This window comes from Wujia sp., from assembly GCF_056872695.1.
Genome location: NZ_DBMFCD010000011.1, coordinates 38,080 through 63,952, shown reverse-complemented (window position 1 = coordinate 63,952; position 25,873 = coordinate 38,080). Strand labels below are relative to the sequence as shown.

At 43.9% G+C, this 25,873-nt stretch carries 24 protein-coding genes and 1 tRNA gene; 3 read left to right on the top strand and 22 right to left on the bottom strand.

Annotation, left to right across the window (positions count from 1 at the left end; genetic code table 11):
- Window positions 1-8 precede the first annotated feature (8 nt).
- Window positions 9-830: a histidinol-phosphatase HisJ family protein gene (locus ACZQK9_RS10850; protein ID WP_483270568.1), complete on the top strand. Its 822-nt coding sequence runs from the start codon at window positions 9-11 to the stop codon at window positions 828-830.
- Here the strand turns inward: ACZQK9_RS10850 and ACZQK9_RS10845 are convergent.
- Window positions 827-2,011, bottom strand: coding sequence for a cysteine desulfurase family protein (locus ACZQK9_RS10845; protein WP_483270567.1), 1,185 nt, complete (start codon window positions 2,009-2,011; stop codon window positions 827-829). The two genes, ACZQK9_RS10850 and ACZQK9_RS10845, sit on opposite strands and share 4 nt — an antisense overlap.
- 55 nt (window positions 2,012-2,066) lie before the next feature.
- Between ACZQK9_RS10845 and ACZQK9_RS10840 the strand changes: the two genes are divergently transcribed.
- Window positions 2,067-3,398, top strand: coding sequence for an oligosaccharide flippase family protein (locus tag ACZQK9_RS10840; protein ID WP_483270566.1), 1,332 nt, complete (start codon window positions 2,067-2,069; stop codon window positions 3,396-3,398).
- On the opposite strand, the gene metA is transcribed toward ACZQK9_RS10840, so the two are convergent.
- Genes metA through ACZQK9_RS10825 form a run of 3 tightly spaced genes read right to left on the bottom strand, consistent with a single transcriptional unit; the run spans window position 3,388 to window position 7,036 of the window.
- Entirely contained in the window at window positions 3,388-4,311 is a 924-nt protein-coding gene (gene metA / locus ACZQK9_RS10835) for a homoserine O-acetyltransferase MetA (RefSeq protein WP_178017336.1), read from the bottom strand. The genes ACZQK9_RS10840 and metA overlap by 11 nt on opposite strands.
- A gap of 48 nt (window positions 4,312-4,359) precedes the next feature.
- Window positions 4,360-6,306 carry an NAD-dependent DNA ligase LigA gene (gene ligA, locus ACZQK9_RS10830; RefSeq protein ID WP_483270565.1) on the bottom strand — a complete coding sequence of 649 codons (1,947 nt, stop codon included), beginning with the start codon at window positions 6,304-6,306 and terminating at the stop codon, window positions 4,360-4,362.
- A 19-nt stretch (window positions 6,307-6,325) separates the two neighbouring features.
- Entirely contained in the window at window positions 6,326-7,036 is a 711-nt protein-coding gene (locus ACZQK9_RS10825) for a pseudouridine synthase (protein WP_178017338.1), read from the bottom strand.
- Window positions 7,037-7,136: 100 nt separating this feature from the next.
- Between ACZQK9_RS10825 and ACZQK9_RS10820 the strand changes: the two genes are divergently transcribed.
- Window positions 7,137-7,616, top strand: coding sequence for an Lrp/AsnC family transcriptional regulator (locus tag ACZQK9_RS10820; RefSeq protein ID WP_483270564.1), 480 nt, complete (start codon window positions 7,137-7,139; stop codon window positions 7,614-7,616).
- 49 nt (window positions 7,617-7,665) lie between these two features.
- On the opposite strand, the gene ACZQK9_RS10815 is transcribed toward ACZQK9_RS10820, so the two are convergent.
- From ACZQK9_RS10815 to rpsB, 18 genes are all read right to left on the bottom strand, one after another.
- Window positions 7,666-8,331 carry a hypothetical protein gene (locus tag ACZQK9_RS10815; RefSeq protein ID WP_178017340.1) on the bottom strand — a complete coding sequence of 222 codons (666 nt, stop codon included), beginning with the start codon at window positions 8,329-8,331 and terminating at the stop codon, window positions 7,666-7,668.
- Between the two features lie 29 nt (window positions 8,332-8,360).
- Window positions 8,361-8,432 (bottom strand) — tRNA-Arg (locus ACZQK9_RS10810).
- Entirely contained in the window at window positions 8,423-9,307 is an 885-nt protein-coding gene (locus ACZQK9_RS10805) for a bifunctional riboflavin kinase/FAD synthetase (RefSeq protein ID WP_483270563.1), read from the bottom strand. The genes ACZQK9_RS10810 and ACZQK9_RS10805 overlap by 10 nt, the downstream gene beginning before the upstream one ends.
- A 10-nt stretch (window positions 9,308-9,317) precedes the next feature.
- Window positions 9,318-10,223, bottom strand: coding sequence for a tRNA pseudouridine(55) synthase TruB (gene truB / locus ACZQK9_RS10800; RefSeq protein ID WP_483270562.1), 906 nt, complete (start codon window positions 10,221-10,223; stop codon window positions 9,318-9,320).
- A complete protein-coding gene (locus tag ACZQK9_RS10795; RefSeq protein WP_483270561.1) occupies window positions 10,220-11,164 on the bottom strand; it encodes a DHH family phosphoesterase in 945 nt (314 codons plus the stop codon). Before ACZQK9_RS10795 ends, truB begins: the two co-directional genes overlap by 4 nt.
- Window positions 11,151-11,531, bottom strand: a complete 381-nt coding sequence (gene rbfA, locus ACZQK9_RS10790; RefSeq protein ID WP_178017344.1) for a 30S ribosome-binding factor RbfA — start codon at window positions 11,529-11,531, stop codon at window positions 11,151-11,153. The genes ACZQK9_RS10795 and rbfA overlap by 14 nt, the downstream gene beginning before the upstream one ends.
- Window positions 11,532-11,533: 2 nt before the next feature.
- Complete coding sequence (infB, locus tag ACZQK9_RS10785) at window positions 11,534-13,954, bottom strand: translation initiation factor IF-2 (RefSeq protein WP_483270560.1); 2,421 nt, start codon at window positions 13,952-13,954, stop codon at window positions 11,534-11,536.
- 22 nt (window positions 13,955-13,976) lie between these two features.
- Complete coding sequence (locus ACZQK9_RS10780; protein WP_483270559.1) at window positions 13,977-14,285, bottom strand: L7Ae/L30e/S12e/Gadd45 family ribosomal protein; 309 nt, start codon at window positions 14,283-14,285, stop codon at window positions 13,977-13,979.
- Complete coding sequence (gene rnpM, locus ACZQK9_RS10775; protein WP_178017346.1) at window positions 14,286-14,543, bottom strand: RNase P modulator RnpM; 258 nt, start codon at window positions 14,541-14,543, stop codon at window positions 14,286-14,288.
- 5 nt (window positions 14,544-14,548) lie between these two features.
- Window positions 14,549-15,709, bottom strand: a complete 1,161-nt coding sequence (gene nusA / locus ACZQK9_RS10770) for a transcription termination factor NusA (RefSeq protein ID WP_178017347.1) — start codon at window positions 15,707-15,709, stop codon at window positions 14,549-14,551.
- 17 nt (window positions 15,710-15,726) lie between these two features.
- Window positions 15,727-16,191, bottom strand: a complete 465-nt coding sequence (gene rimP, locus ACZQK9_RS10765) for a ribosome maturation factor RimP (RefSeq protein WP_178017398.1) — start codon at window positions 16,189-16,191, stop codon at window positions 15,727-15,729.
- Window positions 16,192-16,315: 124 nt separating this feature from the next.
- Window positions 16,316-17,902, bottom strand: coding sequence for a family 10 glycosylhydrolase (locus ACZQK9_RS10760; protein ID WP_483270558.1), 1,587 nt, complete (start codon window positions 17,900-17,902; stop codon window positions 16,316-16,318).
- 42 nt (window positions 17,903-17,944) lie between these two features.
- Window positions 17,945-19,522: a collagen-binding domain-containing protein gene (locus ACZQK9_RS10755; protein ID WP_483270557.1), complete on the bottom strand. Its 1,578-nt coding sequence runs from the start codon at window positions 19,520-19,522 to the stop codon at window positions 17,945-17,947.
- Window positions 19,523-19,592: 70 nt separating this feature from the next.
- Window positions 19,593-21,437 carry an ABC transporter ATP-binding protein gene (locus ACZQK9_RS10750; RefSeq protein ID WP_483270556.1) on the bottom strand — a complete coding sequence of 615 codons (1,845 nt, stop codon included), beginning with the start codon at window positions 21,435-21,437 and terminating at the stop codon, window positions 19,593-19,595.
- On the bottom strand, window positions 21,437-23,197 hold the full coding sequence (locus ACZQK9_RS10745) for an ABC transporter ATP-binding protein (RefSeq protein WP_483270555.1): 1,761 nt from the start codon (window positions 23,195-23,197) through the stop codon (window positions 21,437-21,439). Before ACZQK9_RS10745 ends, ACZQK9_RS10750 begins: the two co-directional genes overlap by 1 nt.
- A 114-nt stretch (window positions 23,198-23,311) precedes the next feature.
- Window positions 23,312-23,968: an HAD family hydrolase gene (locus ACZQK9_RS10740; RefSeq protein ID WP_216507175.1), complete on the bottom strand. Its 657-nt coding sequence runs from the start codon at window positions 23,966-23,968 to the stop codon at window positions 23,312-23,314.
- 89 nt (window positions 23,969-24,057) lie between these two features.
- Entirely contained in the window at window positions 24,058-24,996 is a 939-nt protein-coding gene (tsf, locus tag ACZQK9_RS10735; RefSeq protein WP_178017353.1) for a translation elongation factor Ts, read from the bottom strand.
- A 27-nt stretch (window positions 24,997-25,023) separates the two neighbouring features.
- Window positions 25,024-25,764 (bottom strand): 30S ribosomal protein S2, encoded by a 741-nt coding sequence (rpsB, locus tag ACZQK9_RS10730; RefSeq protein ID WP_483270554.1) that lies wholly within the window; start codon window positions 25,762-25,764, stop codon window positions 25,024-25,026.
- Between the last annotated feature and the right edge of the window lie 109 nt (window positions 25,765-25,873).

Below are 25,873 nucleotides of genomic sequence, written 5' to 3'. Positions count from 1 at the left end.
TTAAAACCATGATATTTCCCGATTATCATTTTCATACTGATTTTTCCAGTGACTGTGACGAACCGATGCAGGCAGTGATCGCATCCGCAAAAGAAAAAGGTCTGCCCGCCCTCTGTGTCACAGATCATTACGACATGGATTTTCCGGTCCGGTCAGAAGAACCGGACATGGATTTTGATTTAGATCTGGCTTCCTACTATCGTACTTACCACGCTCTTTCTGAGAAGCTTGTCCCGGAATTTGATCTTCGCGTGGGTGTTGAGCTTGGCGTGATGCCTTCTACAACAAAAAAATTAAATACATTTGTGCAGACACACTCGGAACTTGATTTTATTATATGCAGCCTGCATGTGGTTGATGGTATGGATCCATACTACCCGGAGTATTTTGAAGGGAAAGATGACCGGACTGCCTACCGGCATTATTTTGAGACACTGCTTACTTGTGTGAAAGAATTCGATAACTTCAATGTATGTGGGCATCTCGATTATATCGTGCGTTACGGAAAAACGAAGGCAGATCTGTTTGACATCCGGGATTACGCAGACATCTTTGAAGAGTTATTTCAGATTCTTGTCTCACGCGGACAGGGCATCGAGATCAATACCGGAAGCCTATACCGCGGTCTCTCCTTCCCGCATCCTCATACAGATATCCTGAAAATGTACAGGGACGCCGGAGGAGAAATCATTACCGTCGGAAGCGATGCACATCACGCGGAGCATATCGGCTACGGCTTTGATGTCGCAAGAGATCTGTTGCACTCTCACGGTTTCCGTTACTATACGACATTTAAAAAACGTAAACCGGAATTCCATAAGATTCCTTAATCCGGTACATGCACATGTGATTGGTAATCCTCATAAAAAGGTGACTGTTCCCGCAGTCCACCAACGAGTTCCCGGATGCAGGCAATTACATAGTCTGCATCCTTTTTTGTTGTTTCTTCCCCGATTGTCAGCCGTATCGTACCACGTGCCAGCTCATCGGAAAGCCCGATTGCTTTTAATACATGGGATGGTTCTTTTGATGCAGATGTGCATGCCGATCCACCGGAGGCGCAGATGCCAAGTGTATCCAGCATAACCAAGAGTGCCCCACCATCTACAAACTGAAAGGACACATTGATGTTGTTTGGGAGCCTTTGTTCCGGATGCCCATTCAACCGGCTGTATGGAATGGATGTAAGCAGCTCGTCAATCATATAATCACGGATCTGCATCTCATACCGCATCCGCTGTTCCATTGCCGCATCCGCAATATAGGCGGCGGTCGCAAGCCCGACGATACCCGGTACATTTTCCGTTCCGGCCCGGAGTCCCCTTTCCTGTGCACCGCCGTGGATCAGACTTTGCATTTTCACCCCTTCCCGCACATATAAAAATCCCGTTCCCTTCGGACCTCGGAATTTATGTCCACTCGCAGTAAGCAGATCTACCTGCAGACATGCGACATCGATTGGAATCTGTCCATACGCCTGCACTGCATCTGTATGAAATAATATATTATGCCGTCTGGCAATTGCTCCGATCTCGCCAATCGGCTGTATTGTCCCGACCTCATTGTTCGCAAACATCACCGATATTAAAATCGTATCCTTCCGGATTGCCTGCTCTGCCTGTTCCGGGTTCACGCGTCCATACGCATCTACATCCAGATATGTGACATCAAACCCATGCTTTTCGAGGTATTCACACGTATGCAGGATTCCATGATGCTCCAGCTTCGTTGTGATGATATGCCGGCCCTTTTCCCCGTATGTGTCTGCAATCTCCTTCAACGCCCAGTTATCGCCCTCCGAACCACCTGCCGTGAAATAAATCTCACTTTTTTTCGCATGCAGGGTGTCCGCAATCATCTGGCGGCAGTTTTCTATGTCTCTTCGATTTTCTTTTGCTATACTGTATATGCCGGAAGGGTTCGCAAATTTATCGTGAAAGTACGGCTGCATGGCACGAATCACTTCCGGATGGGTGCTCGTCGTCGCTGCGTGATCCATATAAATTGTCATATTTCATCGCCCAATCCAATATAATAAACCAAGACTCTGGCAGGAATTGATCATCATGTCAAAACAAACCATCATCAAAGGAACCCTGGTATTAACCATAACCGGTATCCTGACCAAATGTCTCGGCTTTTATAATAGAATATTCCTGACAAGGCTGATTGGTGTTAAGGAGCTCGGAACTTATCAGCTTATATTTCCACTTTACATATTAGGCATTTCTTTTTGCTGTCAGGGAATCGCTACAACCATCACCAAACATGTATCTTATCTGCTTGGCAAGAAAAATGATTTCGATTCCCGTCGTGTACTTTGGCTCGGTGGACTTTTGAGCTTTACACTGAGTCTGCTCGTATCTGTCAGCTTTTTCTATGGCTGCGATTTTATCGCCATCCATATTCTGAAAAATACCGACTGCCGTATCCTGTTGCAGCTTCTGTCACCGGCCGTTCCTTTTGTCGCAATCAAAGCCTGTATCAACGCATTTTTTATCGGACATGAAAAGCCGGTTTTCTCAGGAAGCTGTCAGTTGATCGAGCAGATTATCCGGATCGGTTCGGTCTATATTCTTGCAATCTCTTACATGCAGGAGCATGTCGATGCAAAAACCGCAGTTCTCGGTGTTGTGATCGGCGAGATGGGGGCGACACTTTATGCAGTCATCTGTTACATGCTCTTCCACAAAAATAAGAGTCAAAACAGCAGACTACAAAGCAAAAATTCCCATCCATCAACCGGGAAGAAATCGTCCCTTATAATCCCAATGCTGAAGGACATTATTCCGATTACTTCCAACAATCTGATTTTTACGCTATTTTCCAGTTTTGAAGCAATCATACTTCCGACATTTCTTTTTCAGTATTACAACAACGCCGATACAAGTATGGAAATGTATGGCATCATCACAGGTATTGTCATTCCGTTTTTATTGTTTCCGGCGACGATCACAAACTCACTTTCCACGATGCTGCTTCCATCCATTTCTTACGCGTGTGCGAAACGCGATACGGAAGCAATAAAAAAAGCACTTGTATCAAGTGCTCTTTTCTGCATCATGCTTGGCAGCTTCGCCTGCATCCTGTATATACTCTTCGGAAAACCAATCTGTACATTCGCCTTTGAAAGTGCCAAAGCAGGAACGCTGCTACAGCTGATGGGATTTTTATGTCCGTTTATTTATCTATCCACAACGCTTTCCAGCGTTATGAATGGGATCGGTTATGCCACGCAGAACTTAATCTACAATATTCTCGGCATCAGCGTGCGAATCTTATGTATCATCTTCTTTGTGCCACATTTCGGCATCCATGCATACATATGCGGTATGTTCTGCGGCTACCTGCTTCATAACATACTTACGATCACGAAGCTAGCATCCCTTAACCCGTAACCTTTTTCGTCCAATCGTAAGGCGTGCTCTGGTATACGTAATAATTGAGCCAGTTTGCATAAAGTGTATTCGCATGACATCTCCAAGACTTGATCGGTTTCTGCTCCGGATCATTATCCGGATAATAATTAACCGGAATATTCGGATTTAAGCCACGCTTGATGTCGCGTTTATATTCCTGATCGAGTGTAAATGTATCGTACTCCGGATGTCCGGTTACGAAGATATTCTTGCCATCTTCTCCTATAATCAGATATGGTCCGGTAATATCAGACTCAGCAACGATCTCCAGAAGTGGATTGTCGACGATTGCCTGTTTATCCACACCGGTATAACGGGACTGCGGAACTAAGAACGAATCATCAAATCCACGTACCAGTGGTGTCCGTTTATGGAACGTATAATGCTTATACACACCGGAAAACTTCTCTGGAAGCTGGTATTTTTTCACACCATAACGATAGTAAAGTCCCGCCTGTGCACCCCAGCAGATATGCAGTGTGGACGTAACATTCGTAACTGACCAGTCCATGATGGCAGTCAGTTCATCCCAGTACTCCACTTCCTCAAACTCCATATTCTCCACCGGTGCTCCGGTAATGATCAGACCATCCCATTTCCTGTTCTTTACATGTTCAAAGTCACTGTAAAAACGCTCCAGATGTGATTCGGATACATGTTTTGATTCATAGGACATCGTGCGGATAAAGGAGATATTTACCTGCAGTGGTGTGTTTGACAGGCTGCGCAGAAGCTGCAACTCCGTATCTTCCTTTAACGGCATCAGATTTAAAATCAAAATGTCAAGTGGACGTATATCCTGTGTCATAGCACGGTGTTCGTCCATCACAAATATATTTTCCTGTTCCAGTACTTTCTTCACTGGCAGATCGTTGTCTATTCTAATCGGCATCTCTAAAACCTCTTTTCTTCTCTAAAGCTAAAGCATACCACGAATTTTTTATAACTGCAAGAAATCATCCTCGGAAATAATCGGAATTCCCAATGATTTCGCCTTTTTATTCTTCGATGAGGAAGATAATACATCGTTATTGATCAAATATGCGGTTTTCGAAGAGACACTGCCTGCTACTTTTCCACCGCGGTCTTCGATCACTTTTTTAAGTTCATCCCGGTTTGCAAAATGATTGAGTGAACCGGTAATGACAAATGTCTTTCCCTCGAGATCCTGCGGTGCAGTATTCTCCTCGACGACAAGTGTCACTTCCTTTAAAATCTCATGCAGTACCCGGATATTGTTCGGATCTGCAAAATAAGCCACAATCCCCTCCGCGATCACATCGCCGATTTTCTCAATCTCGGCAAACTGCGCTGCATCTGCATGAATGATTGCTTCCACGTCATCTTTGAAATATTTGCAGATAGATTTCGCCATAGCAGTACCGACGTTCAGGATGCCAAGTCCATACAGGACACGTGCAAGCTGTGTCGTACGACTTGCCGCAATGCTCTCCATCATATTGTCATAAGACTTCTGCCCGAAGCCTTCTAATTTCACAATCTCTGCCTCATAGCGGTCGATCCGGTAAATATCATACAGCTCCTCTATAAATCCACAGTCTAAGAACTTCTGTAGTGTCGCCTCGGATAGGCCGTCAATGTTCATTGCATTTCTTGATACAAAATGCGTGAACAGCTTGATTGCTTTTGCCGGGCATGCCGGATTTGGACAGACAAGTGTCTGCGCCTGATTTTCCTCTCGTATCTCTGTCTTACCGCCACACGCCGGACAAGTGTCCGGGATTTCAAGTGTGCCGGATTTGGTCAGATTCTCACTGATCTGTGGGATGATCATATTCGCCTTGTAAACCTTGATCGTATCACCGATTCCAAGCTGTAACTGCTTCACAATGCTGACATTGTGTACACTGGCACGGCTCACAGATGTCCCCTCCAGTGATACGGCATCAAAGACTGCAACCGGATTGATCAGTCCGGTACGGGATGGACTCCACTCGATATGCCGAAGCGTTGTCTCCGCTTCCTCATCTGCCCATTTAAACGCAATCGAATCCCGCGGGAACTTCGCTGTCCGTCCAAGACTTTTGCCGTATTCGACATCATCGAAAGAAAGCACCAGTCCATCGGACGGGAAATCATTGGTCTCGATCTTCTCTGCAAAATATGTGACCTTCTCCTGCATCGTTGCCGCTGTGACATCGACATGCTCCACAACCTCAAATCCAAGAGACGTCAGGAAATCAAACTTTGAATTCATCGTTGCGTCAATCTCCGCAACTCCGGTATCGAGCATGTTAAACGCAAAGAAATGAACATTCCTCTCGGCTGTGATCTGATTATTGAGCTGGCGTACACTGCCGGAGCATAAGTTTCTTGGATTCTTGTATTTGCTGTCAATGTCTGGAATTGTCGCGTTGATACGTTCAAAATCCGTATAGGTAATAACTGCTTCCCCACGGATCGTAAGTGGATTTTTATACGCGATCTGATTCGGCAGATTTGCAAATACTTTCGCATTGTTCGTGATGACCTCACCGATTTCACCATTTCCACGTGTAACCGCTTTTACTAACACACCATTCTCATAGGTAAGTACGACCGTCAGTCCATCCATCTTCCACGACATAACACCGGTTTTATCTCCGAGCCATGCAGCCAGATCCTCGACGCTCTTCGTTTTGTCCAATGATAGCATCGGTGCCGGATGCCGTTCCTTTGGCAGCTCACTGATCACCGCATACCCGACATGCTGTGTCGGACTCTTCGATAAGATCAGTCCGGTCTCCTGCTCTAATGCCACCAATTCATCATATAACGCATCATATTCCAGGTTGGACATAATCTCCGTATCCTGCTGATAATATGCTTTGGAAGCCCGATTTAACAGCTCCACCAATTCTTTCATACGCTCTGTTTTTGCATCCATCGTTTTTCTCCTTCTCCTGTTACGATTTCTTCTGCACCAGTCTCCGAAGCTCCTGTTCTTCGTCCCGCGTCAGTGTGCGGAACTCGCCCGGTCTTAAATTTCCAAGCCGTACATTCATGATCCGCACACGCTTTAAATGTACGACACGTACATGTAATGCATCGCACATCCGCCGTATCTGCCGGTTCAATCCCTGTGTCAATATAATTGAAAAGTTTCTCGTTCCGGTCTTTTTGACTTTACATGGCTTCGTCACTGTATCCAAGATCTCAACACCTTCCGACATCTTCTTAATAAAATCTTCGGTAATATCAGTATTGACACGCACATGATATTCCTTTTCATGATTATTTCTGGATCGCTGGATCTCATTTGCCAGATCTCCGTCGTTCGTAAGCAGTAAAAGCCCGGTTGAATCCTTATCGAGTCGTCCTACATAGTTTACCCGTTCTGGGAACTCCACATACCGGAAGATGCTGTCCTTGTCTGCTTCTTTCGACGTGCAAACCTGTCCAATCGGTTTATTATACGCATAAATCACCTTTTTTTTGCGCAGCCGTACTGGATTTCCATTGCACGTAACAACTGAAGTCTCACCAACCCGTGTTCCAATATCTGCAACCGTTCCATCCACCATTACCTTCCCGGCTTCAATCAGCCGGTCAGCTTCTCTTCGGGAGCAAATTCCGGCTTCACTTAGGTATTTATTTAATCGAATTTCGTTAGACATAGTTTTCCTCTTAATTTAATTAATTTTTTTGTTGCATTTTTGTATTTGCAGTTGTATAATCGCTTTATAAATTTTAGAAAAAGTGTAAAGGAGGCATATTATGGATAATATTGATAAAAAAATTCTTCACTTATTACAGGAAAACGCCAGATATCCACTGAAGCATCTGGCAAGTAAAGTATTTCTTTCCTCTCCTGCTGTCTCTGCCCGTATTGAACGATTAGAGAAAAGCGGAATCATTTCCGGCTATCACGCGAGTGTTGCCCCAGTGTCTCTCGGCTATCATATTACAGCCTTTATAAACATGGCACTCGATCCAAAACGAAAACCGGAATTCTATCCATTTATACAGGCTTGTCCGAATGTACTGGAATGTAATTGCGTTACCGGCGCATATTCCATGTTGATAAAGGTATGCTTTCCAAGCACCCTGGAACTGGATACCTTCATCGGCCAGCTCCAAAAATATGGAAACACGGAAACCCAGATCGTATTCTCGACGCCTGTTCCACCACGCGGCATTGATGTGCGCGCAGCAGATGAAGATGACGAAGACGATGACTCCGATGATTTCTTATAGGATGAAAGGATATAATAATAGGGCTGTTGACGAGCAACAGCCCTTATTTTTATTGTCCGGAACTAATTGTATTGTAAAACTCTGCAAATGCAGAATCATTTGCAATGCAGCTATTGACATTATCCTGAACTGCTCTGTACAGATTCTGAATATCATTTGATTGACTCTGTGTCTCAATATAATTCGTAACTTCCTGCGAAAGTGCTGAATTATCAATCTTATATCCATCTGCTGTATTTAATACATAAAAACGATTGATATTAAGTGGAACACTTGTAATATTGGCAAGACTTAAATTGCTTGTCACATACACCAGTGTTGCATCTTCTGTATATCCCGGCATTGTATAACAGTTAACATTTGAATATGCCTTGATCACAGCTGACCGCTGCTGATAAACCGTCATATCATCAAACTGACTCGGATCAGTCACTACGCTTTTCAGTTTGTTCTGATCACATACTGCTAACGCTGCATAATATTCGATAATCAAAGAATTGATATCAAGATTAGCATTTGTCTCATAAGAAAAACCTGCCGGTTCTTCCTGCGTTGCATCTGTCTGCGTTGCTTTATCCTTGTTAAACATTTTCAAATCTAAATCTGAAAAGAAATAGAAATAAAAAACAACTGCAAGCAGAACAAAAATCATCCAGCCTAAAAAAAGTAATAAGCCCGAAACGCCTTTCTTTTCTTTTGAACCCTTCTTACTCATAGCTCCTCCTTCGAACAACTATATAAAAATGCACCAGAGAGGAATCGAACCTCCGCACATGGCTCCGGAGGCCATTGCTCTATCCACTGAGCTACTGGTGCGCGATTTCTAGTATATCCGATTTGATCTGATTTTTCAAGGCTTCAATGCTATCAAATTTAATTTCTTTTCGAATTTGTCGTAAAAATTCTATTTTCAAGTAGGTTCCGTATAGATTTCCATCATAATCTAGGACATGTGTCTCGACTTTAATCTTATGATCATCATCGACCGTTGGATTATCTCCGACATTCGTAATCCCATGATAACGTTTATTGGCAATCATAAGCCCTGTCTCATATACACCGTTCGGAACTAAAAGTTTTTCCTCCGTCGGGATCAGGTTTGCAGTTGGAAATCCAATCGTTGCTCCGAGCTGCTTTCCATATTGAACAATCCCAGAAATACTGTATGGGCGTCCCATATATTCACGAACCGTATCCATCTGCCCCTGCTCAATCTGTTCCCGGATATACGAAGAACTGATCACGGTTCCTTTTTCACGTAGCTTCTCAAACGCGAGTACTTCATATCCATACAGGGCTCCATATTCCTGTAACAAAGCTACGTCTCCCTGCCTGTTCCTGCCAAACCGAAAATCATTTCCAACTACTACATATTCCGGGTGCAATCGCTCCACTAACACATCTTTGATAAATGCTTCCGGTTTCATCGATGCAAATTTATTCGTAAACTCACATGTAACATTCCAGTCAATACCGAATTCCTCCAACAGGCGGTCCCGCTCCGGAATCGTATAAATCCGCTTCGTTCCCGGCATATCAATCGAGAAAACGACCGACTGCTTTCCTGTCTCATGAGACAGCTGTAACACTTTGTTGATGAGGAGCATATGTCCCTTATGCAAGCCCTCAAACTTTCCAAGTGCTACAACGGTATCTGCTATATTCACGTCATTGTATGCTAGTTTCTTCACGTTGGTTTCCTCATAAAAACATTTTAAATGGTTTGTATACCTGTTCTTCCTCTTTGTAATCATACAGGGCTGTAAATTCGCCTGCATAATACACTCGGATCCGCAAATCCCGTTTTTCGCCTAAATTTTTGAAAAACCGGGGGGATAATTTATTTCCATTTTTCAGAAAATTTTCTGCCTGTTCGGTAATTTCATATGCCGGATATTGCTGTAAAAGTGCATCTACCGGCAGGATTGCTTCCTGCAAGCATCCATTTATCTGACATTCTTCTATCTCCTGTAACGTCAGTGCATCTGTCACGGAAAATCCATGCACTTCTTTTCTAAGCAAGCCGGACAACACAGCGAAGCAGGAAAGTTTTCTCCCGATATCCCGGCACAACGACCGGATATATGTTCCCTTGGAGCAATATACATCAAAGCTGTAAGTATCAGCGGACTCTCTTGTAATATCACAAATTTTATAGATTTCTACCTGTCTTGCTTCCCGCTTGATTTCAATCCCGGCTCTGGCGTATTCGTATAATTTTTTTCCATCTTTTTTGATTGCCGAATACATCGGTGGTATCTGATTATATTTGCCAACAAAAGACATAATTGCAGCTTCTATCTCCGTCTGTGTCAGCTGTGCCATCACTGCCGTATTGCTCTCCGCAGTTTTCTCACCTGTCACATCCTCCGTATCTGTCTCGTAGCCAAGTTTCATTGTCGCACGGTAACATTTATCTCCTTCTGTCAGAAGATCTACCAGCTTCGTTGCTTTCCCCAGACAGACCAACAGGACACCTTCTGCCATTGGATCCAGTGTCCCGGTATGTCCGATTTTTTTCTGTTTTAAGATTCCACGAAGCTTTGCCACTACATCAAACGAGGTAAAATCCTGTTCTTTATATACATTCAAAATCCCGTCTATCAAAGCTGTTCCTCTATCCTCTTTATAATATCTGCAACCACTGTGTCAAAATCGCCGGTTACTTCAAATCCGGCTGCACGGATATGTCCGCCACCACCATAGGCAACTGCGATTCTGCTCACATCGACCTTACGGATCGATCGCAGGCTGACCTTCATTGCGTTGTCAAGCTGATATACAAATATCGCCACCTCTACGCCATCGATCACACGAATGCGGTCAACAATCCCGTCTGTCTCTTCCTTTCCGCAGCCAAAGGTCTCAAACATTTCCTTTGTCACAAAGGTGTATACAACCTGTCCGGACAATGCCAGCTTTGCATTGACCATTGCCTGTCCCATCAACAGATTCTGCTTATAGCTGACTCTGTAAAAGGTGTCATCAATAATCTTCTGTGCGTCCACACCATGTGCAAGCAGTTCACCGGCTGCCTGCATCGTATCCTTTGTACATGCTGCATATTTAAATACACCGGTATCATGCACGATTCCTAGATACAGGCACTCTGCACATGCAAGCGAGATCTTATCCGGTTCGATATGACGAAACAACACTTCACTTGCAGAAGAAGCATCTGCATCACAATAGTAATAATCTCCAAAACCCCGGTTACTGCTATGATGATCCAGGCAGGCACTTTTCTTTGCCATGCCAAAAAGCTCATAGAAGCTTCCATGCCGGTCACGATCACCACAATCCAGAGAGATTGCAAGATCTAACTCACGGGACTCCGGTTCATGACAGATTGCATCCGCTCCCTTTAAGAATGAAAACTTATCTGGAATCTTCTCAAGGTAAACAGTTACCTCTGCGTCATAATTATCCCGGATATAATTATACAGCCCCAGGCATGAACCAACACAATCGCCATCCGGGCGGATATGCCCGAATATTCCGATTGTCTTTGCATCTTCAATTAGATTTAATAACTCACACTTCTTCATTCTGCTTACTCTGATCCTCTTTGATTACCTCATCGATACGTTTGGACATATAATTTCCGTACTCAATCGATGTATCCAACACAAACGTAAGCTCCGGTGTATTTCGAAGATTGATTGTACGCGCCAGCTCGCGGCGAATAAATCCACTCGCCTGCTCCAGACCCTTTAACGTTTCTGCACCAGACTCTGCATCTCCTAATACACTGATATATGCCTTACAATATTTCAGATCCTGTGTCACCATGACATCTGTTACCGATGTCATGGGATTGATACGTGGATCCTTTAACTCCATCCGGATAATCCTGGAAAGCTCTTTTTGAACTTCCCCGTTAATCCGCTGTGATTTATGACTTGTTTTTCTCATTTCTATCTTGGTACCTCAACCATAATATATGCCTCAATAATATCGCCTTCCTTGATATCATTGAATCCATCCATAACAAGACCACATTCAAATCCTGTCTTAACTTCCTTTACATCATCCTTGAAACGCTTCAAAGATGCAAGCTCGCCCTCGAAGATCTGCTCACCTTCCCGGCTGATCCGAACCTTGCAGCCTCTCTGTATTGTACCATCTAAAACATACGAACCTGCGATTGTACCAACACCGGAGGCCTTGTAAGTCTGACGAACCTCTGCATGTCCGATAACCTTCTCCTCGAAAATCGGATCAAGCATACCCTTCATCGCACTCTCAATATCCTCGATTGCATTATAGATAACACGATACAGACGGATATCAACCTTTTCACGCTCTGCAACCTCTTTTGCCTGGTTGTCGGGACGGATGTTAAATCCAATGATAATCGCATTACTTGCAGAAGCAAGAATCACGTCACTCTCATTGATGGCACCAACACCAGAGTGGATACATTTGACAGCCACTTCCTCATTGGAAAGCTTGAGCAGACTCTGCTTGACTGCCTCTACAGAACCCTGTACATCTGCCTTAATGATGAGGTTCAGATCCTTTACATTGCCTTCCTGAATCCGGTTGTAAAGATCATCCAGAGACATGCGCTGTTTTGTATCAGCAATCAGCTTCTCCTTACCCCGATTGATAAATGCCTCAGAAATCGTACGCGCTTCCTTCTCGTTTTCTGTAGCAATCACAATTTCACCGGAATTCGGAACACCATTTAAGCCAAGTACCTCAACCGGCATAGAAGGTGTTGCTTCCTTCACCTTGCGTCCCTTGTCGTCAAACATTGCACGAACCTTTCCATGTACATCACCGATTGCAAGGCAGTCTCCCACATGCAGAGTACCTTTCTGAACCAATACAGTTGCCACAGAACCACGTCCCTTGTCAAGCTGTGCCTCAATTACAATGCCGCGTGCCTTCCGATTCTTGTTTGCCTTAAGCTCCAGAATCTCGGCGGTCAGAATAATCATTTCCAGAAGATTGTCAATACCTTCTTTTGTATGTGCAGATACCGGACAGAATACTGTTGAACCACCCCAGTCCTCTGGTACCAGCTCATATTCCATCAACTCCTGCTTTACACGGTCGATATTGGCACTTTCCTTATCAATCTTATTGATTGCAACGATGATCTCGATACCAGCTGCTTTTGCATGATTGATAGCCTCTACCGTCTGTGGCATAACACCATCATCGGCTGCTACAACCAGAATTGCGATATCTGTGGACTGTGCACCACGCATACGCATGGCTGTAAACGCCTCATGTCCCGGTGTATCTAAGAATGTAATTTTCTGTCCATTGATCGATACTACAGATGCACCGATATGCTGTGTAATACCACCGGCCTCACCAGCCGTTACATCAGAATTACGGATTGCATCGAGCAGCGATGTCTTACCATGATCAACGTGTCCCATAACGCAGACAACCGGTGGTCTGGAGGTCATATCTGCCTCATCCTCTTCCTCCTCACGGAGAAGTTCTTCAATCACATCGACCTTTTCCTCTTCCTCAGCAATAAAGTTATATTCCAGAGCAATCTCTGCAGCCTCATCAAATGGGAGATCAGAGTTTACATTGTACATCTTACCTGCCATAAACATCTTCTTGATCAGCTGTGCAACTGGCACCTTGATTTTGCTTGCAAGTTCACCTACAGTCAGAACCTCCGGCAGCTTGATTGTCTTGATCACTGGTTCTACCGGTTCCTGTTTCTTCGGTGCAGGCTGATGATTCTTATTGTTATTATTCCGGTTGTTATTGTTATTAAAACGATTGTTATTATTGTTGTTATTTCTTGTATTCCGGTTATTGCTTACCGCATTTCGGAAATTTGTACCACGGCTCTCCTGCTTGGCACCATTTTGGTTGTTGCCATTTGCAGGCTTGTTTGCATTATTTTTCCCCTGATTGTTCTGGTTATTATTCTGCTTATTGTTATTACCGTTATTATTTCTGCCCTGATTATTTCCGTTATTGTTATTGTTCTTACCCTGATTGTTGTTACGGTTCTGGTTATTATTGTTATTATTGTTATTATTGTTCTTCTTATTCAGGTTGTTCTGATTGCCGGAATTAGCATTGTTGTTCGGCTGTGCTTTCTTGTTTTCCTGCCTTGGAGCTTCTGTTTTCTTTGGCGCCTCCTTCTTTGCTTCTTCCTTCTTTGGCGTTTCTTTCTTTGCTTCAGCCGGCTTGTTTCCGCCCAAAGACTCCCGCACAAATTTCATCATCGACTCATCAATGCTGCTCTGTGCTTTTAACCCTTCTTTTTTGCTGCTCAATATATCAATAATATGACTGCTTTTTACTTCTTTTCCAAGTTCTGCTGTCAACTGTTTTGCAAACTCGTGTACTCTCATGGGTTACACCTCCAATCTTAAACTAATCCAACTTGTCAGAAATCTGTTTTGCCAGACCTGCATCAGTCACTGCAAGTACTGTCCGATCCTGTTTCCCGATCTGTCTGCCCAGCGTTGTACTGTCAAACGCGATCGTATATGGAATCTCATAATACTTACATTTATCCATAAATTTCTTCTGCGTGTTGTTTGATGCATTCTCTGCTATGATCACAAAATATGCAACGCCCTCCTGAATCGCCTTCTCGGTCAGGAATCCGCCACTCTGCACTTTTCCTGCCTTTGCCGCAATTGAAAGCATAGACAACGCACGATTCTGATTTTGTACCAACTATATCATCTCCTCTGCGATGGTCTGGTAGATTTCCTCCGGAATCTCTGTCTTTAATGAACGATCCAGTGCCTTTGATTTTTTTGCTTTCTCCAGGCACGCCTGATTCAGACAAATGTATGCACCTCGCCCATTTTTTCTTCCGGTCTTGTCCAGACATATCTCATCTTCCGGCGTCTTAATGACTCTGACAAGCTCTGTCTTTGGTTTCATCTCCCGACAGCCTACACACTGTCGAAGCGGTATCTGCTTTGCCAAGTTATCTACTCCTCATCTTCATAGTCAGCGGCATAATCTTCATCATAATCATCTATAATCATACCCAGATCACGTGCCTGCGACTCACTCTTGATATCAATCTTATAACCAGTCAGCTTTGCAGCCAGACTTGCATTCTGTCCTTCCTTGCCAATTGCAAGTGACAACTGATCGTCCGGTACAACGACTCTTGCACACTTCTTCTGCTTTCCATCCTGCTCCTCTGTGTATGCCTGTACCCAGATGACATCGGATGGACTAAGCGCATTCTTGATGTAAACCTCCGGATCCTCATCCCATGCGATAACATCAATCTTCTCGCCCTTCAAATCATCGACGATTGTGTTGACTCTTGCACCTGCCATACCGACACATGCGCCAACCGGATCTACGTTTGGATCTAACGAACGTACTGCAAGCTTCGAACGGGAACCTGCATCTCTGGAGATACCCATGATCTCAACAACACCATTCTGGATCTCTTCAATCTCATTTTCAAACAAACGCTTTACAAGCTCTGGATGCGTACGGGATACATGGATGTTTATCCCTGTATTGTTCTTCTTATCTTTGCCGTCCTTACGCTTGTTTTCTTTCTTCTCTGGTTTCTTTACCTCAACCACATACAGTTTGATATGGTCGCCAACCTTGTAATGCTCCGATTTTACCTGTTCATTTTCCTTGAGTCTTGTTTCAGTCTTCTCATCAAGGCTGATATAGATCGTGTTGTCTACGAAACGCTGTACCACACCATTGACAATATCATGTTCCTTGCATGCAAAACGCTCATAGATTGCATCACGCTCACCCTCTTTGATATTCTGGATGATAATGCTTCTTGCTTTCTGTGCTGCCATACGGCCAAAGTCCATAGACTCCAATGGATACTCTACAAAATCGCCGATCTCATACTTGTCATCCATTGCCTTTGCCTGTGTCAGTGAAATCTGATTCTCATCATTTTCCACTTCCTCGACAACTTCCTTCTTGCGTACAACTGTGATTGCACCAGTTTCACGATCCATGTGTGCTTCCACAAGTACATTCTTTCCGTAATCTTTCTCGCATGCTGCAACCAATGATTTCTCAATTGCCTCCATCACCAGTTCCTTGCTGACACTTTTTTCGCGCTCTAATTGATTTAAAGCATCAATAATCTCTGACATTTTTTTATCCTCCTCTTCTACTCAAATGCCAATCTTATCATAGAAATATCGTTTCTTGAAAATTCTTTTGGTTCTTCCGCCGGATCGAGCTGCAATGCGACTGTTGTGTCGGTGTATCCCATCAGAACCGCCTCGAATTCCTTACTGCCATCTACCGCACGGTAAAGCTTTACCTCCACCTTCTTACCAAGATTCCGTTTAAAATCTTTGTCCTTCTTAAGCGGTCTTGTTAGTCCCGGTGAACTCACTTCCAAAATATATGGGTCTGTCATCCGGTCCGCAGCATCCAGTTTTTCTTCCAAGCTCCGACTGATCAGAACACAGTCATCAATGTTGATGCCGCCTTCCTTATCCGCGTACACACGCAGATAATAATCAGAGCCTTCCTTTACGTACTCTACATCCACCAGCTCAAACCCATTTTCTTCGATAATTGGTGTCACAAGCTCAGTGCAATGCTGTTCAATTTCCTGTTTTTTCACGTCTGCCACCTTTCTGACTTTTTTTGCCTTTTCAAAAACAAAGAGTGGGTTTTTATAACCCACTCTGCGTCATCTGTATTCAAGTCTTATATATTATAACATGTTTTCAATCTTTTGCAAGTACTTATTCGGTCTTTTTAACAAGTTTTACCTGTAACGCCTGCATTGCATCTCCACCGACATAAGAACCATTTCTTCCCCACGCGGTCCATCCCTGTTCAGATACATACACACGATAAGCAATATCGTAGGTTTCAGCAATTTCCCCCGTCAGATTGATGCGGATTCCAAGCAATGGATTCGCCTTCTCTGCACTTCCTGCCAGTTCCCCATCCATACACCATTCACTCGGTCCCTGCGCCAGCTCTACGACATATCGCACATTTCCTTCTGGCATGTTGGCTCCAAGCTGGATACGCACAGCAGCTAAAAACAAATCCTGTCTGGGATAACCTGCTACAATGCCATCTGTTTTTGCCTCCTGCCAGCCAAATTCTGACGTATGAGCGGTATATACAATACCAGCATCCAGGTCTGATGTAAGAATCCCCGTTTGCCTTTTCAGATAATCATATAAATTTCGAAGTTCCTGCTGTGCCCCGTTCTCCCTGAGATATGCATACCGAAATAAAGCAAAACCATCATATCCCATACCGTAGCTTTGCGCACATTGCCCTGCCAAATTATCTGTGCGAAACGACCAGTCCAAATCCGTGTTCGAATTTTCTCCAACACGGTAAAGTGCAAGGCCAATATAAAGTTTAATTCGCATATTTGTGCGTAGTTTCAGCCACTCCTCGCACCGGTTAGAAAACATCGGAACTTCTTCATCCCCTATCTTATAACGATCCGTCCAGTAAATCTGCGGCATGACATAATCAACATACCCATCCTGCGAAAGCCATGTGTCAATGTCTGCCCCCTGGCTACGCGCATAGTCCGGATTCCCTGCCGGACTGATTCCAAACTCACAATCCGGATTTTTCTGTTTGATTGTCTGATACACATTCTGTATCAACGCATTGACGGCCAGCATCTTTTCTTCCTGCGACAAGCTATCCTGCATGCCATCAACGAAAAAATAATCATCAAAATGGATTCCATCGACCGGATACCGGTCCAGAATCTCAACTACCTGATCTATGACCAGTTGCTGTGCTTCCGGATTTTCCGGATTCAGTGCCAGACATGTACCATTCTGCCCCTTATATTCCAATATCACAGACTGATATTCTGTATAAAATGACGTATTTTCAAAGCTTACGGTTGTCTCTTCCCCCATAGACAGACGATAAGGATTGATCCATGCTTCAAAGCAAAGTCCCTCCTCATGTGCAACTGAAACCATAATTGCGTATGGATCATAACCCGGATAAGTCCGGGTTTCAGACAAATATTCGGAATACGGGAAATATTCGGATGGATAGAAAGCATCTCCCATCGCCCGTGCATGTACGATTACTGTATTCATACCATATTTTTTGACTTCCTCATACATAGCATGTACTTTCGCCCGGAATGCTGCTTCACTTTTTTCTGCCAGGTTTTCTTCTATATCGATATAGGAAATCCAGCATGCACGTTTTTCAATTTCATAATTAGATTGTTCAGGCAGACAGACAGCTGCCTGCCCGCTCCGCATTACACATATGGAAGGGAGCAGGCATACCACCACCAGAATTACTGTCAGATATCGTTTCGTTCTCTGCATTTGTCACGCATCCGCCATCTCTTATAATTACTTATATGCAGATTATTTCTTTTTATGTTCATGAAGTACAGCAAACAATAAAACTCCTCCCACAGATGCAACCAACAATGTAACAACTATTCCAAGAGCCATGGAATCCCCGGTTCTCACTTCATCCGTTTCCGCCCATATCTCAGTTTCCGGAACCGGTCTTGACGTAGAGCTTGCTTTTGGTGATACAATTAATGTTGCTCTCGTTGTAATAACATTTTCTGTCGTTGTCTCTTCTGTGATTGCAGTACCCTCTGCAGTTGTTACTGCCTCAGTTGTTGTAGTTTCTGTCGTCGTAGTCTCTGTCGTTGTTCTTTCCGTCGTAGCTGTTTCTGTCGTTGTTGTCTCTGTCGTCGTACTTTCCGTCGTGGTTGCTTCTGTCGTGGTTGTTTCTGTTGTAGTAACATTATATGGGTAGAAATGCGACTCCGAACTTGACTTTACATTTTGTGCAATTACCTGTCCCTCGTGATTGCCTCCAATCAGCGAAACATTTCCGGATGGTGCAATGATATGTCCGGTCAAAAAGTTCGCTGTAATATTTTTTGCATCCGGGAAATTCCAGACCAATCCAAATCCGCCATTGTAATACTGGCCGCCCTGCACACCGCCTGGTCTGTTTTTCGCCAGATTAAGGAAATAATTATTGTTTAAAGCCGTACCTCCAATTTCAATTTTCGAAGTATCCAATGCATAATCTCCATCCCCTGAAACAGAGATTGTATACGCGTTCGAGAAAATGTCCTCCGCAGTTACATTTTTCAGGATCACACGCCTTGCACTTGAAAATTGTTCTCCGCTGACTGTTATTGTTCTGGAATTGGAAAAATCAATAATCAGGTTACCCTGTTCCTCATATCCGGCCTGCCCTGCTTTTTCCAATGCCTGGGATTCCTGTTTGATCACTGCAAATGCCTCATCCATATTGATATAATTATCTGCAACCTTTACCATGCGGTTTGTCAGCCAGTCCTTGTAGGACAGATAACTTTCTGTATAATAAAAGTTCGTATCAATTCCTGTCGTGTCATTCCATGAATCAACGAGATAATCATTAAGATCAATCAGGTACCTTGCATAGGACGCTGCTGCTTTTACCTTTCCAACGCTGTTTTTCAGATTCAGACGATTTCCAACTATGATCGTGCCAACTGTATCTGCGACAGTATCTCCTTCGAGGTCACTTTGTACAAAATAACTGCAATGTGACAAAATGTAATCTATGTGATATTCTCCTTCATATTTTTTGCTGCTTACCTGTAAACCTGCCTCCTGAGCATTCAGCACAGAAATGCCATCAATTTTACTATCCTTGCCAGTTGCAACCGTTCCTGCCGCATCTGTTTGTGTTGAATCTGTTTCTCTTGTATCGGTCTGTACAACTGCATCTCCGATTGTCATGACGCCTTCAGACTGAATATCTATATTCTGTCCTACATCTCCTGCCGTTGCATCCCCCGCTGTCGCATCTGTCACAGTTGCTGTTTCTGCAAATGTAGTCTCCAGATTTCCACAGAAAAAAATACATGTCACTCCGACAACACTTGCAACAACGGATTGCCGGATTCTCCTTGCCGTTATCTTTCTCATATAAAAAGCTCCCTACATACATTCACATAAATGTATGCAGGGAGCGATTGTCCTGATTCCAAATTTATTTTTATGACGCCTGCTCGAACTGGCTGTTGTAGAGATCCGCATAGAAGCCCTTCTTCGCAAGCAGCTCCTCATGCGTACCGCTCTCGATAATATCGCCATCCTTCAATACAAGGATCAGATCAGCATTCTTGATTGTAGAAAGCCGGTGTGCGATTACAAACGAAGTTCTTCCCTTCATCAGTTCGTCCATGGCTCTCTGGATGATAAGCTCGGTTCTCGTATCGACAGAGCTTGTCGCCTCATCTAATATAAGCATCGGGCGGTCTGCAATCATCGCGCGGGCGATGGTAAGCTGCTGCTTCTGTCCCTGTGACAGGTTAACCTGATCATTCAACACCGTGTCATAGCCCTTCGGCAGACTACGGATAAATCGGTGCAAGCCAACTGCCTTGCACGCCTGCTCAATCTTTTCTTCCGGTACATTCTCCTGGCTGTATACGAGATTCTCACGAACCGTTCCTTCAAAAAGCCATGTATCCTGTAATACCATACAGAACTGGTCGTGTACTTCTTCCCGCGTCATATCCTTGATGGATACACCATCAATTTTTATATCACCATCTAAGATCTCATGGAACCGCATTAAAAGATTCACCATCGTTGTCTTACCGGCACCGGTCGGTCCGACAATTGCAACCTTCTGTCCCGGTTTTGCTACAGCTGAAAAATCATGGATGACAACCTTATCGCTGTCTTTATAGCCAAACTTGACATGCTCAAAGGATACCTCACCCTTCACATCGTTCAGCTTCTTCGTCTTAGTGCTCTCATCTTCCATCTCTTCTGCGTCGGTAAACTCAAATACACGTTCACCGGCAGCAGCCGCAGACTGCAGTGCCTGCATCGCCTGTGCGATCTGACTGAGTGGCTGTGTAAAGTAACGTACATACATCATAAACGCAATAATCACACCAAATGATATTTTATCATTCATTACAAGAAGCGCACCGACAATACAGACCGCCACATAGCCAAGGTTACCGATGAATGTCATGAGTGGCATCATAAGTCCGGAGAGACACTGCGCCTTAAAGGCACTGTCACGCAGATTTTCATTCATCTTATCGAACGTTTCCTTTGATTTTTTCTCGCCATTATACGCCTTCACGACTGTGTGTCCGGCATAGATCTCCTCAACATGTCCATTGATTTCCCCCAGATGCATCTGTTGTCTCGCAAAATATTTCTGAGATTTGCTCATAATCAGAGTCATGAATACAAAGCCCAGCAGCGTTGAAAGTATCGCTGCAACCGTCATTATGATATTTGTCTTTATCATCATAATCAGCGAACCAAGAAGCAGCGTAACCGCTGTCACAAGATTTCCCATGCTCTGATTAAAGGATTGGGCAATCGTATCAACATCGTTTGTTACGCGGGATAACACATCCCCGGTCGATGTCTGATTGTAAAACCACATTGGCAAGCGGTTGATCTTCTTAGAGATATCGCTTCGGAGTCCCTTTGATACCTGCTGTGTTACATAACCCATGATCAGGTTCTGGATCAGAGATAGCAACGCACTGCATCCATAGAAGCAGATGAGCGTAATTCCAATCCGTTTGATTCCATCCATATCAATCCCGGTCATCACACCCTCGGTGATAAGATCGGTCATCTTGGATAATTTATCCGGTCCGATCAATGTTAATACGGTTCCAATGCCTGCGCAGATAATCGCAAATATCATAGCACCCCAGTATTTCTTACAGTTAGTAAGGAGCTTTACCCATGTACCTTTGAAGTTCTTTGCTTTTTCGCCAGGGCGCATGCCTCTGCCCGGACCGTGACGAGGAACCTTTGGAGCACGATTATTCTGACCTACTTCATAATTATCTTTTTTCATTATGCAAGCTCCTCCTTTGATAACTGAGAATATGCGATTTCCTGGTACACTTCGCAGTTCTTCATAAGTTCGTCGTGCGTTCCCATACCGACAATCTGTCCATCGTCTAACACGATGATCTTGTCCGCGTCACGGATTGTACCGATTCGCTGTGCTACGATGATCTTCGTCGCATCCTTACATTCTTTGCGCAGTGCTTCCCGCAGGATACGGTCTGTCTTATAATCCAATGCCGAGAACGAATCATCGAAGATCAAGATCTCCGGCTGTCTGGCAATCGCACGTGCAATCGACAGACGCTGTTTCTGTCCACCCGAGAAGTTTGAGCCGCCCTGAGCCACATACCCGTCATAGCCCTGATCCTTCTTCTCCACAAATTCACTTGCCTGCGCTACTTTTACCGCCATCGCAATGTCGTCCTGTGTGGCAGGTGCTTTTCCGTTTTCGCCATATGCCACATTGTCTGCAATTGTTCCGGAGAACAAAATTGCCTTCTGGCTGACATATCCAATCTTGTTATGCAACGTCTCCTGCGTATATTCCTTAACATTCACGCCATCGACAAACACTTCACCCTCTGTCGCATCATAAAACCGCGGAATCAGATTGATAGCAGTACTCTTGCCACATCCGGTTGCACCGATAAATGCAATCGTCTCTCCCTTCTTTGCCGAGAAAGAAATATGTTCCAACACATACTCTTCTGCGTCCGGATATTTGAAGCTGACATCCTTAAATTCCACTTCTCCATCCTTCATAATCGGGAACGTATCTCTCGTTCCATCCTCGATGGATGGCTCAGTGTCTAACACCTCTAAGATACGTTTTGCAGCAACCGACGCACGTGGCAGCATAATGAAGATCATAACCAGCATCATGAACGACATGACAACCTGCATTGCATACGAGGAAAATACAACCATATCCGAGAATAACGTGAATTTTCCCTGCATATCCTGTGCATCATTGATCAAAACCGCACCAATCCAATAAATAGCAAGCGAAAGGCCATTCATAATCATCATAATTGTCGGCATCATGAAGGCCATAGTCTTTGATGTAAACCAATGGGTATCTGTCAGATCCTTGTTGACCTTCTCGAACTTCTCCTCCTGATATTCTTCTGCATTATAGGCGCGAACAACGTTCAAACCGGTCAGATTCTCACGTGTTACCTGATTGATATCATCCGTCAGACTCTGTAAGCGCTTAAACTTCGGCATACATAAGCTGACGCATATAATAACGACAACCAATAATACAACAACCGCAACGCCCGTGGAGAGTGTCCACTGCCAGCTCTTATCAACAATCTTCAAGATAGCCATCACCGCCATGATTGGTGCTCGCAACATGATAGACAGACCCATTACAATCAACATCTGTACCTGAGTCACATCGTTTGTAGAACGCGTAATCAGACTCGCTGTTGAAAACCGTCCGATTTCTTCCATCGAAAAAGACTGTACCTTGTCAAATAACTTCCCACGTACGATTGCACTGAAATTCGAAGCAATCCGTGATGCACAGACAGCTACCAGTACCGTTACCAATAAACTGCCAAACGCACAAAGTAACATTTTACCGCCTGCAATCAGGATATCATGCATTGCACTATCCTGTGTCGTAATCAGTGATGTAATTTCCCGCATATAATCCGGCAGTTTTAACTCAAGCCAGACCTGTGCCACTACAAATACCACACTGAAAAGAGCCAATACCACTTCCCGTTTCCGGAAATTCTTAAAAATACGTAACATTCCATGCTCCTTTCCATTTTCCGTAAAAACCTTTTATGAACACGAAATATTATAGCATTTATATTAGCACTCAGCAATAGGAAGTGCTAACAATTCATATTCTTTTCACATATATTACACATTATCAACTATGTCCAGAATATCCTCTGGCTTCTTCGCGAATACAGTTGCACCAAGTGACTCTAGAAATGCCCGGTCACGGAAGCCCCATTCCACTAAGATATAGTCTACGCCCGCATTTCTTGCAGTTGCATAATCCACATCCGAATCACCGATATAGATTACTTCATCCTTACCAAGATGGAATTCTTTCAATACTTCATATACGGAATCCGGTGCAGGTTTCTTACGCACACCCTCGCGTTCCCCGATTGCAATGTCAAACTGGCCGGCAAAGAAATCTTTTACAAGATCCTGTACAGCAAAATCCACCTTATTTGACACAACCGCAGTCATATAACCTTTCGCACGTAGCTTCGTAAGCAGATCATTGATGCCATCGTATGGCCTTGTTGTATCCATGCAATGATCTTTATAATAGATTTCAAATGTTGTGAACACAGCTTCGATATCTGCATCCGAAGTTCCTTCCGGAACCGCACGTTCAATCAGCTTATGAATTCCATTTCCGACAAACCGGCGTACTTCTTCCAATGTACGTTCCGGAAATCCATGCTCGTTAAGCGCATAATTAGTCGTGTTCTTCAGATCCTCTAAGGTGTACAAAATCGTTCCATCCATATCAAAAATAAGCATCTTATATTTCTTCATGTCTTTCATCTCCGATTCATTTATAAATTGAAAAAACGCCTGACATGCCAAAGCGGTATATCAGGCGTTCTATTAATCTTTTTTATTGCTTAGTTTCCAGCCATCTGAGCTGCTACTTCAGCTGCGAAATCCTCGTTTTTCTTCTCAAGGCCTTCACCTGTCTCAAAACGAACAAACTTCTTGATTGCAAGCTTGCATCCATTCGCCTTTGCTACGTTTGCAACGTACTGAGCAACACTTTCCTTGTTCTCAGCCTTTACATACTCCTGCTCAAGCAGACAAACTTCCTTGAGTTCCTTGTTCAGACGTCCCTGAACCATCTTCTCAATGATATTATCAGGCTTGTTTGCATTCTTAGGATCATTCTTTGCCTGTGCAACAAGAATCTCAAGCTCGTGAGCCTTGTACTCCTCAGATACTTCATCTGTAGAAACATACTTTGGATTCATAGCTGCAACCTGCATTGCGATATTCTTCATGCACTCGTCAATAGCCTCACCGGATGCATCTGTATCAGCCTCAACCAATACACCAATCTTTCCGCCTGCATGAATATAGGAAACGATATGTCCATCTGTGTTGATCTTGGCAAAACGACGGATGTTCATGTTCTCACCGATCTTTGCAACCATAGCAGCATGCTTCTCAGCAACTGTCATAGAAGGATCAAGTGCCCACTTCTCATTCTTCAATGCCTCTACATCCTGAACGTCTGTAGAAACGATCTGATCAACAACTTCCTTTACATATGTCTGGAATACTTCGTTCTTAGCAACGAAATCTGTCTCGGCATTTACTTCAACCATAGCTGCTTTCTTACCGCCATCAACAACAGTTGTCATAACGATACCTTCTGCAGCGATTCTTCCTGCCTTCTTTACAGCAGTTGCAAGTCCTTTCTCACGAAGGAACTCTACTGCCTTGTCAAAATCGCCGTCAGTCTCTGTAAGAGCCTTCTTACAATCCATCATACCAGCGCCAGACATCTCTCTTAATTCTTTTACCATACTAGCTGTAATAGCTGCCATTTTCTTGTCCTCCTAAACCGATACTTCTTACTCTTGCTCTGCGTCAACCTCTGCAGATTCAGCTTCCTCTGCTGTCTCTACATCTGCACCCTGATTAGCTTCGATAACAGCATCTGCCATCTTAGAAACAATCAGTTTTACAGCTCTGATAGCATCATCGTTACCTGGAATTACATAATCCAGCTCTTCCGGATCACAGTTTGTATCTGCGATACCAACAAGTGGAATACCAAGTGTATGTGCCTCATGTACGCAGTTTCTCTCTTTGCGAGGATCTACGATAAAAATCATGTCAGGAATGTCCTTCATATCCTTGATACCGCCAAGGTTCTTCTGAAGCTTGTCCATCTCCTTCTTGATCTCGATAACTTCCTTCTTAGGTAAAACATCAAATGTACCATCCTGCTCCATTGCTTCGTACTTCTCAAGCTTTGCAATTCTTGTCTTGATTGTCTCGAAGTTTGTAAGCATACCACCTAACCATCTCTGGTTAACATAGTACATACCACATCTCTCAGCCTCAGCCTTGATAGAATCCTGTGCCTGCTTCTTTGTACCAACGAAAAGAATCTTTCCGCCGTTTGCTGCACAGTCAAGAACTGCCTTATAAGCCTCGTCTACCTTGCCAACAGACTTCTGAAGATCAATAATGTAGATACCGTTACGCTCAGTATAAATATACTCAGCCATCTTAGGGTTCCATCTTCTTGTCTGATGTCCAAAGTGAACACCTGCCTCGAGTAACTGTTTCATAGAAATAACGCTCATAACTTACCTCCTGGGTTATAAAATATTTTCTTCTGTGAGCTTCTTACAGCCGTGTGTCAAGCTGTCTAGCAGAAAACCATCGCGTTATATGGCACCCTTTCTGCCGATT

Bases quoted from the DNA above. Each gene is read 5' to 3' on its own strand.
- infB (WP_483270560.1), bottom strand. From the start codon at position 13,954: ATGAGAGTACACGAGTTTGCAAAACAGTTGACAGCAGAACTTGGAAAA.
- ACZQK9_RS10745 (WP_483270555.1), bottom strand. From the start codon at position 23,197: ATGTTACGTATTTTTAAGAATTTCCGGAAACGGGAAGTGGTATTGGCT.
- ACZQK9_RS10760 (WP_483270558.1), bottom strand. From the start codon at position 17,902: ATGCAGAGAACGAAACGATATCTGACAGTAATTCTGGTGGTGGTATGC.
- ACZQK9_RS10755 (WP_483270557.1), bottom strand. From the start codon at position 19,522: ATGAGAAAGATAACGGCAAGGAGAATCCGGCAATCCGTTGTTGCAAGT.
- ACZQK9_RS10815 (WP_178017340.1), bottom strand. From the start codon at position 8,331: ATGAGTAAGAAGGGTTCAAAAGAAAAGAAAGGCGTTTCGGGCTTATTA.
- ACZQK9_RS10845 (WP_483270567.1), bottom strand. From the start codon at position 2,011: ATGACAATTTATATGGATCACGCAGCGACGACGAGCACCCATCCGGAA.
- rbfA (WP_178017344.1), bottom strand. From the start codon at position 11,531: ATGAGAAAAACAAGTCATAAATCACAGCGGATTAACGGGGAAGTTCAA.
- rpsB (WP_483270554.1), bottom strand. From the start codon at position 25,764: ATGAGCGTTATTTCTATGAAACAGTTACTCGAGGCAGGTGTTCACTTT.
- ACZQK9_RS10750 (WP_483270556.1), bottom strand. From the start codon at position 21,437: ATGAAAAAAGATAATTATGAAGTAGGTCAGAATAATCGTGCTCCAAAG.
- tsf (WP_178017353.1), bottom strand. From the start codon at position 24,996: ATGGCAGCTATTACAGCTAGTATGGTAAAAGAATTAAGAGAGATGTCT.
- ACZQK9_RS10820 (WP_483270564.1), top strand. From the start codon at position 7,137: ATGGATAATATTGATAAAAAAATTCTTCACTTATTACAGGAAAACGCC.
- metA (WP_178017336.1), bottom strand. From the start codon at position 4,311: ATGCCGATTAGAATAGACAACGATCTGCCAGTGAAGAAAGTACTGGAA.
- ACZQK9_RS10850 (WP_483270568.1), top strand. From the start codon at position 9: ATGATATTTCCCGATTATCATTTTCATACTGATTTTTCCAGTGACTGT.
- ACZQK9_RS10840 (WP_483270566.1), top strand. From the start codon at position 2,067: ATGTCAAAACAAACCATCATCAAAGGAACCCTGGTATTAACCATAACC.
- ACZQK9_RS10795 (WP_483270561.1), bottom strand. From the start codon at position 11,164: ATGAAGAAGTGTGAGTTATTAAATCTAATTGAAGATGCAAAGACAATC.
- ligA (WP_483270565.1), bottom strand. From the start codon at position 6,306: ATGGATGCAAAAACAGAGCGTATGAAAGAATTGGTGGAGCTGTTAAAT.
- nusA (WP_178017347.1), bottom strand. From the start codon at position 15,709: ATGTCAGAGATTATTGATGCTTTAAATCAATTAGAGCGCGAAAAAAGT.
- ACZQK9_RS10740 (WP_216507175.1), bottom strand. From the start codon at position 23,968: ATGAAGAAATATAAGATGCTTATTTTTGATATGGATGGAACGATTTTG.
- ACZQK9_RS10825 (WP_178017338.1), bottom strand. From the start codon at position 7,036: ATGTCTAACGAAATTCGATTAAATAAATACCTAAGTGAAGCCGGAATT.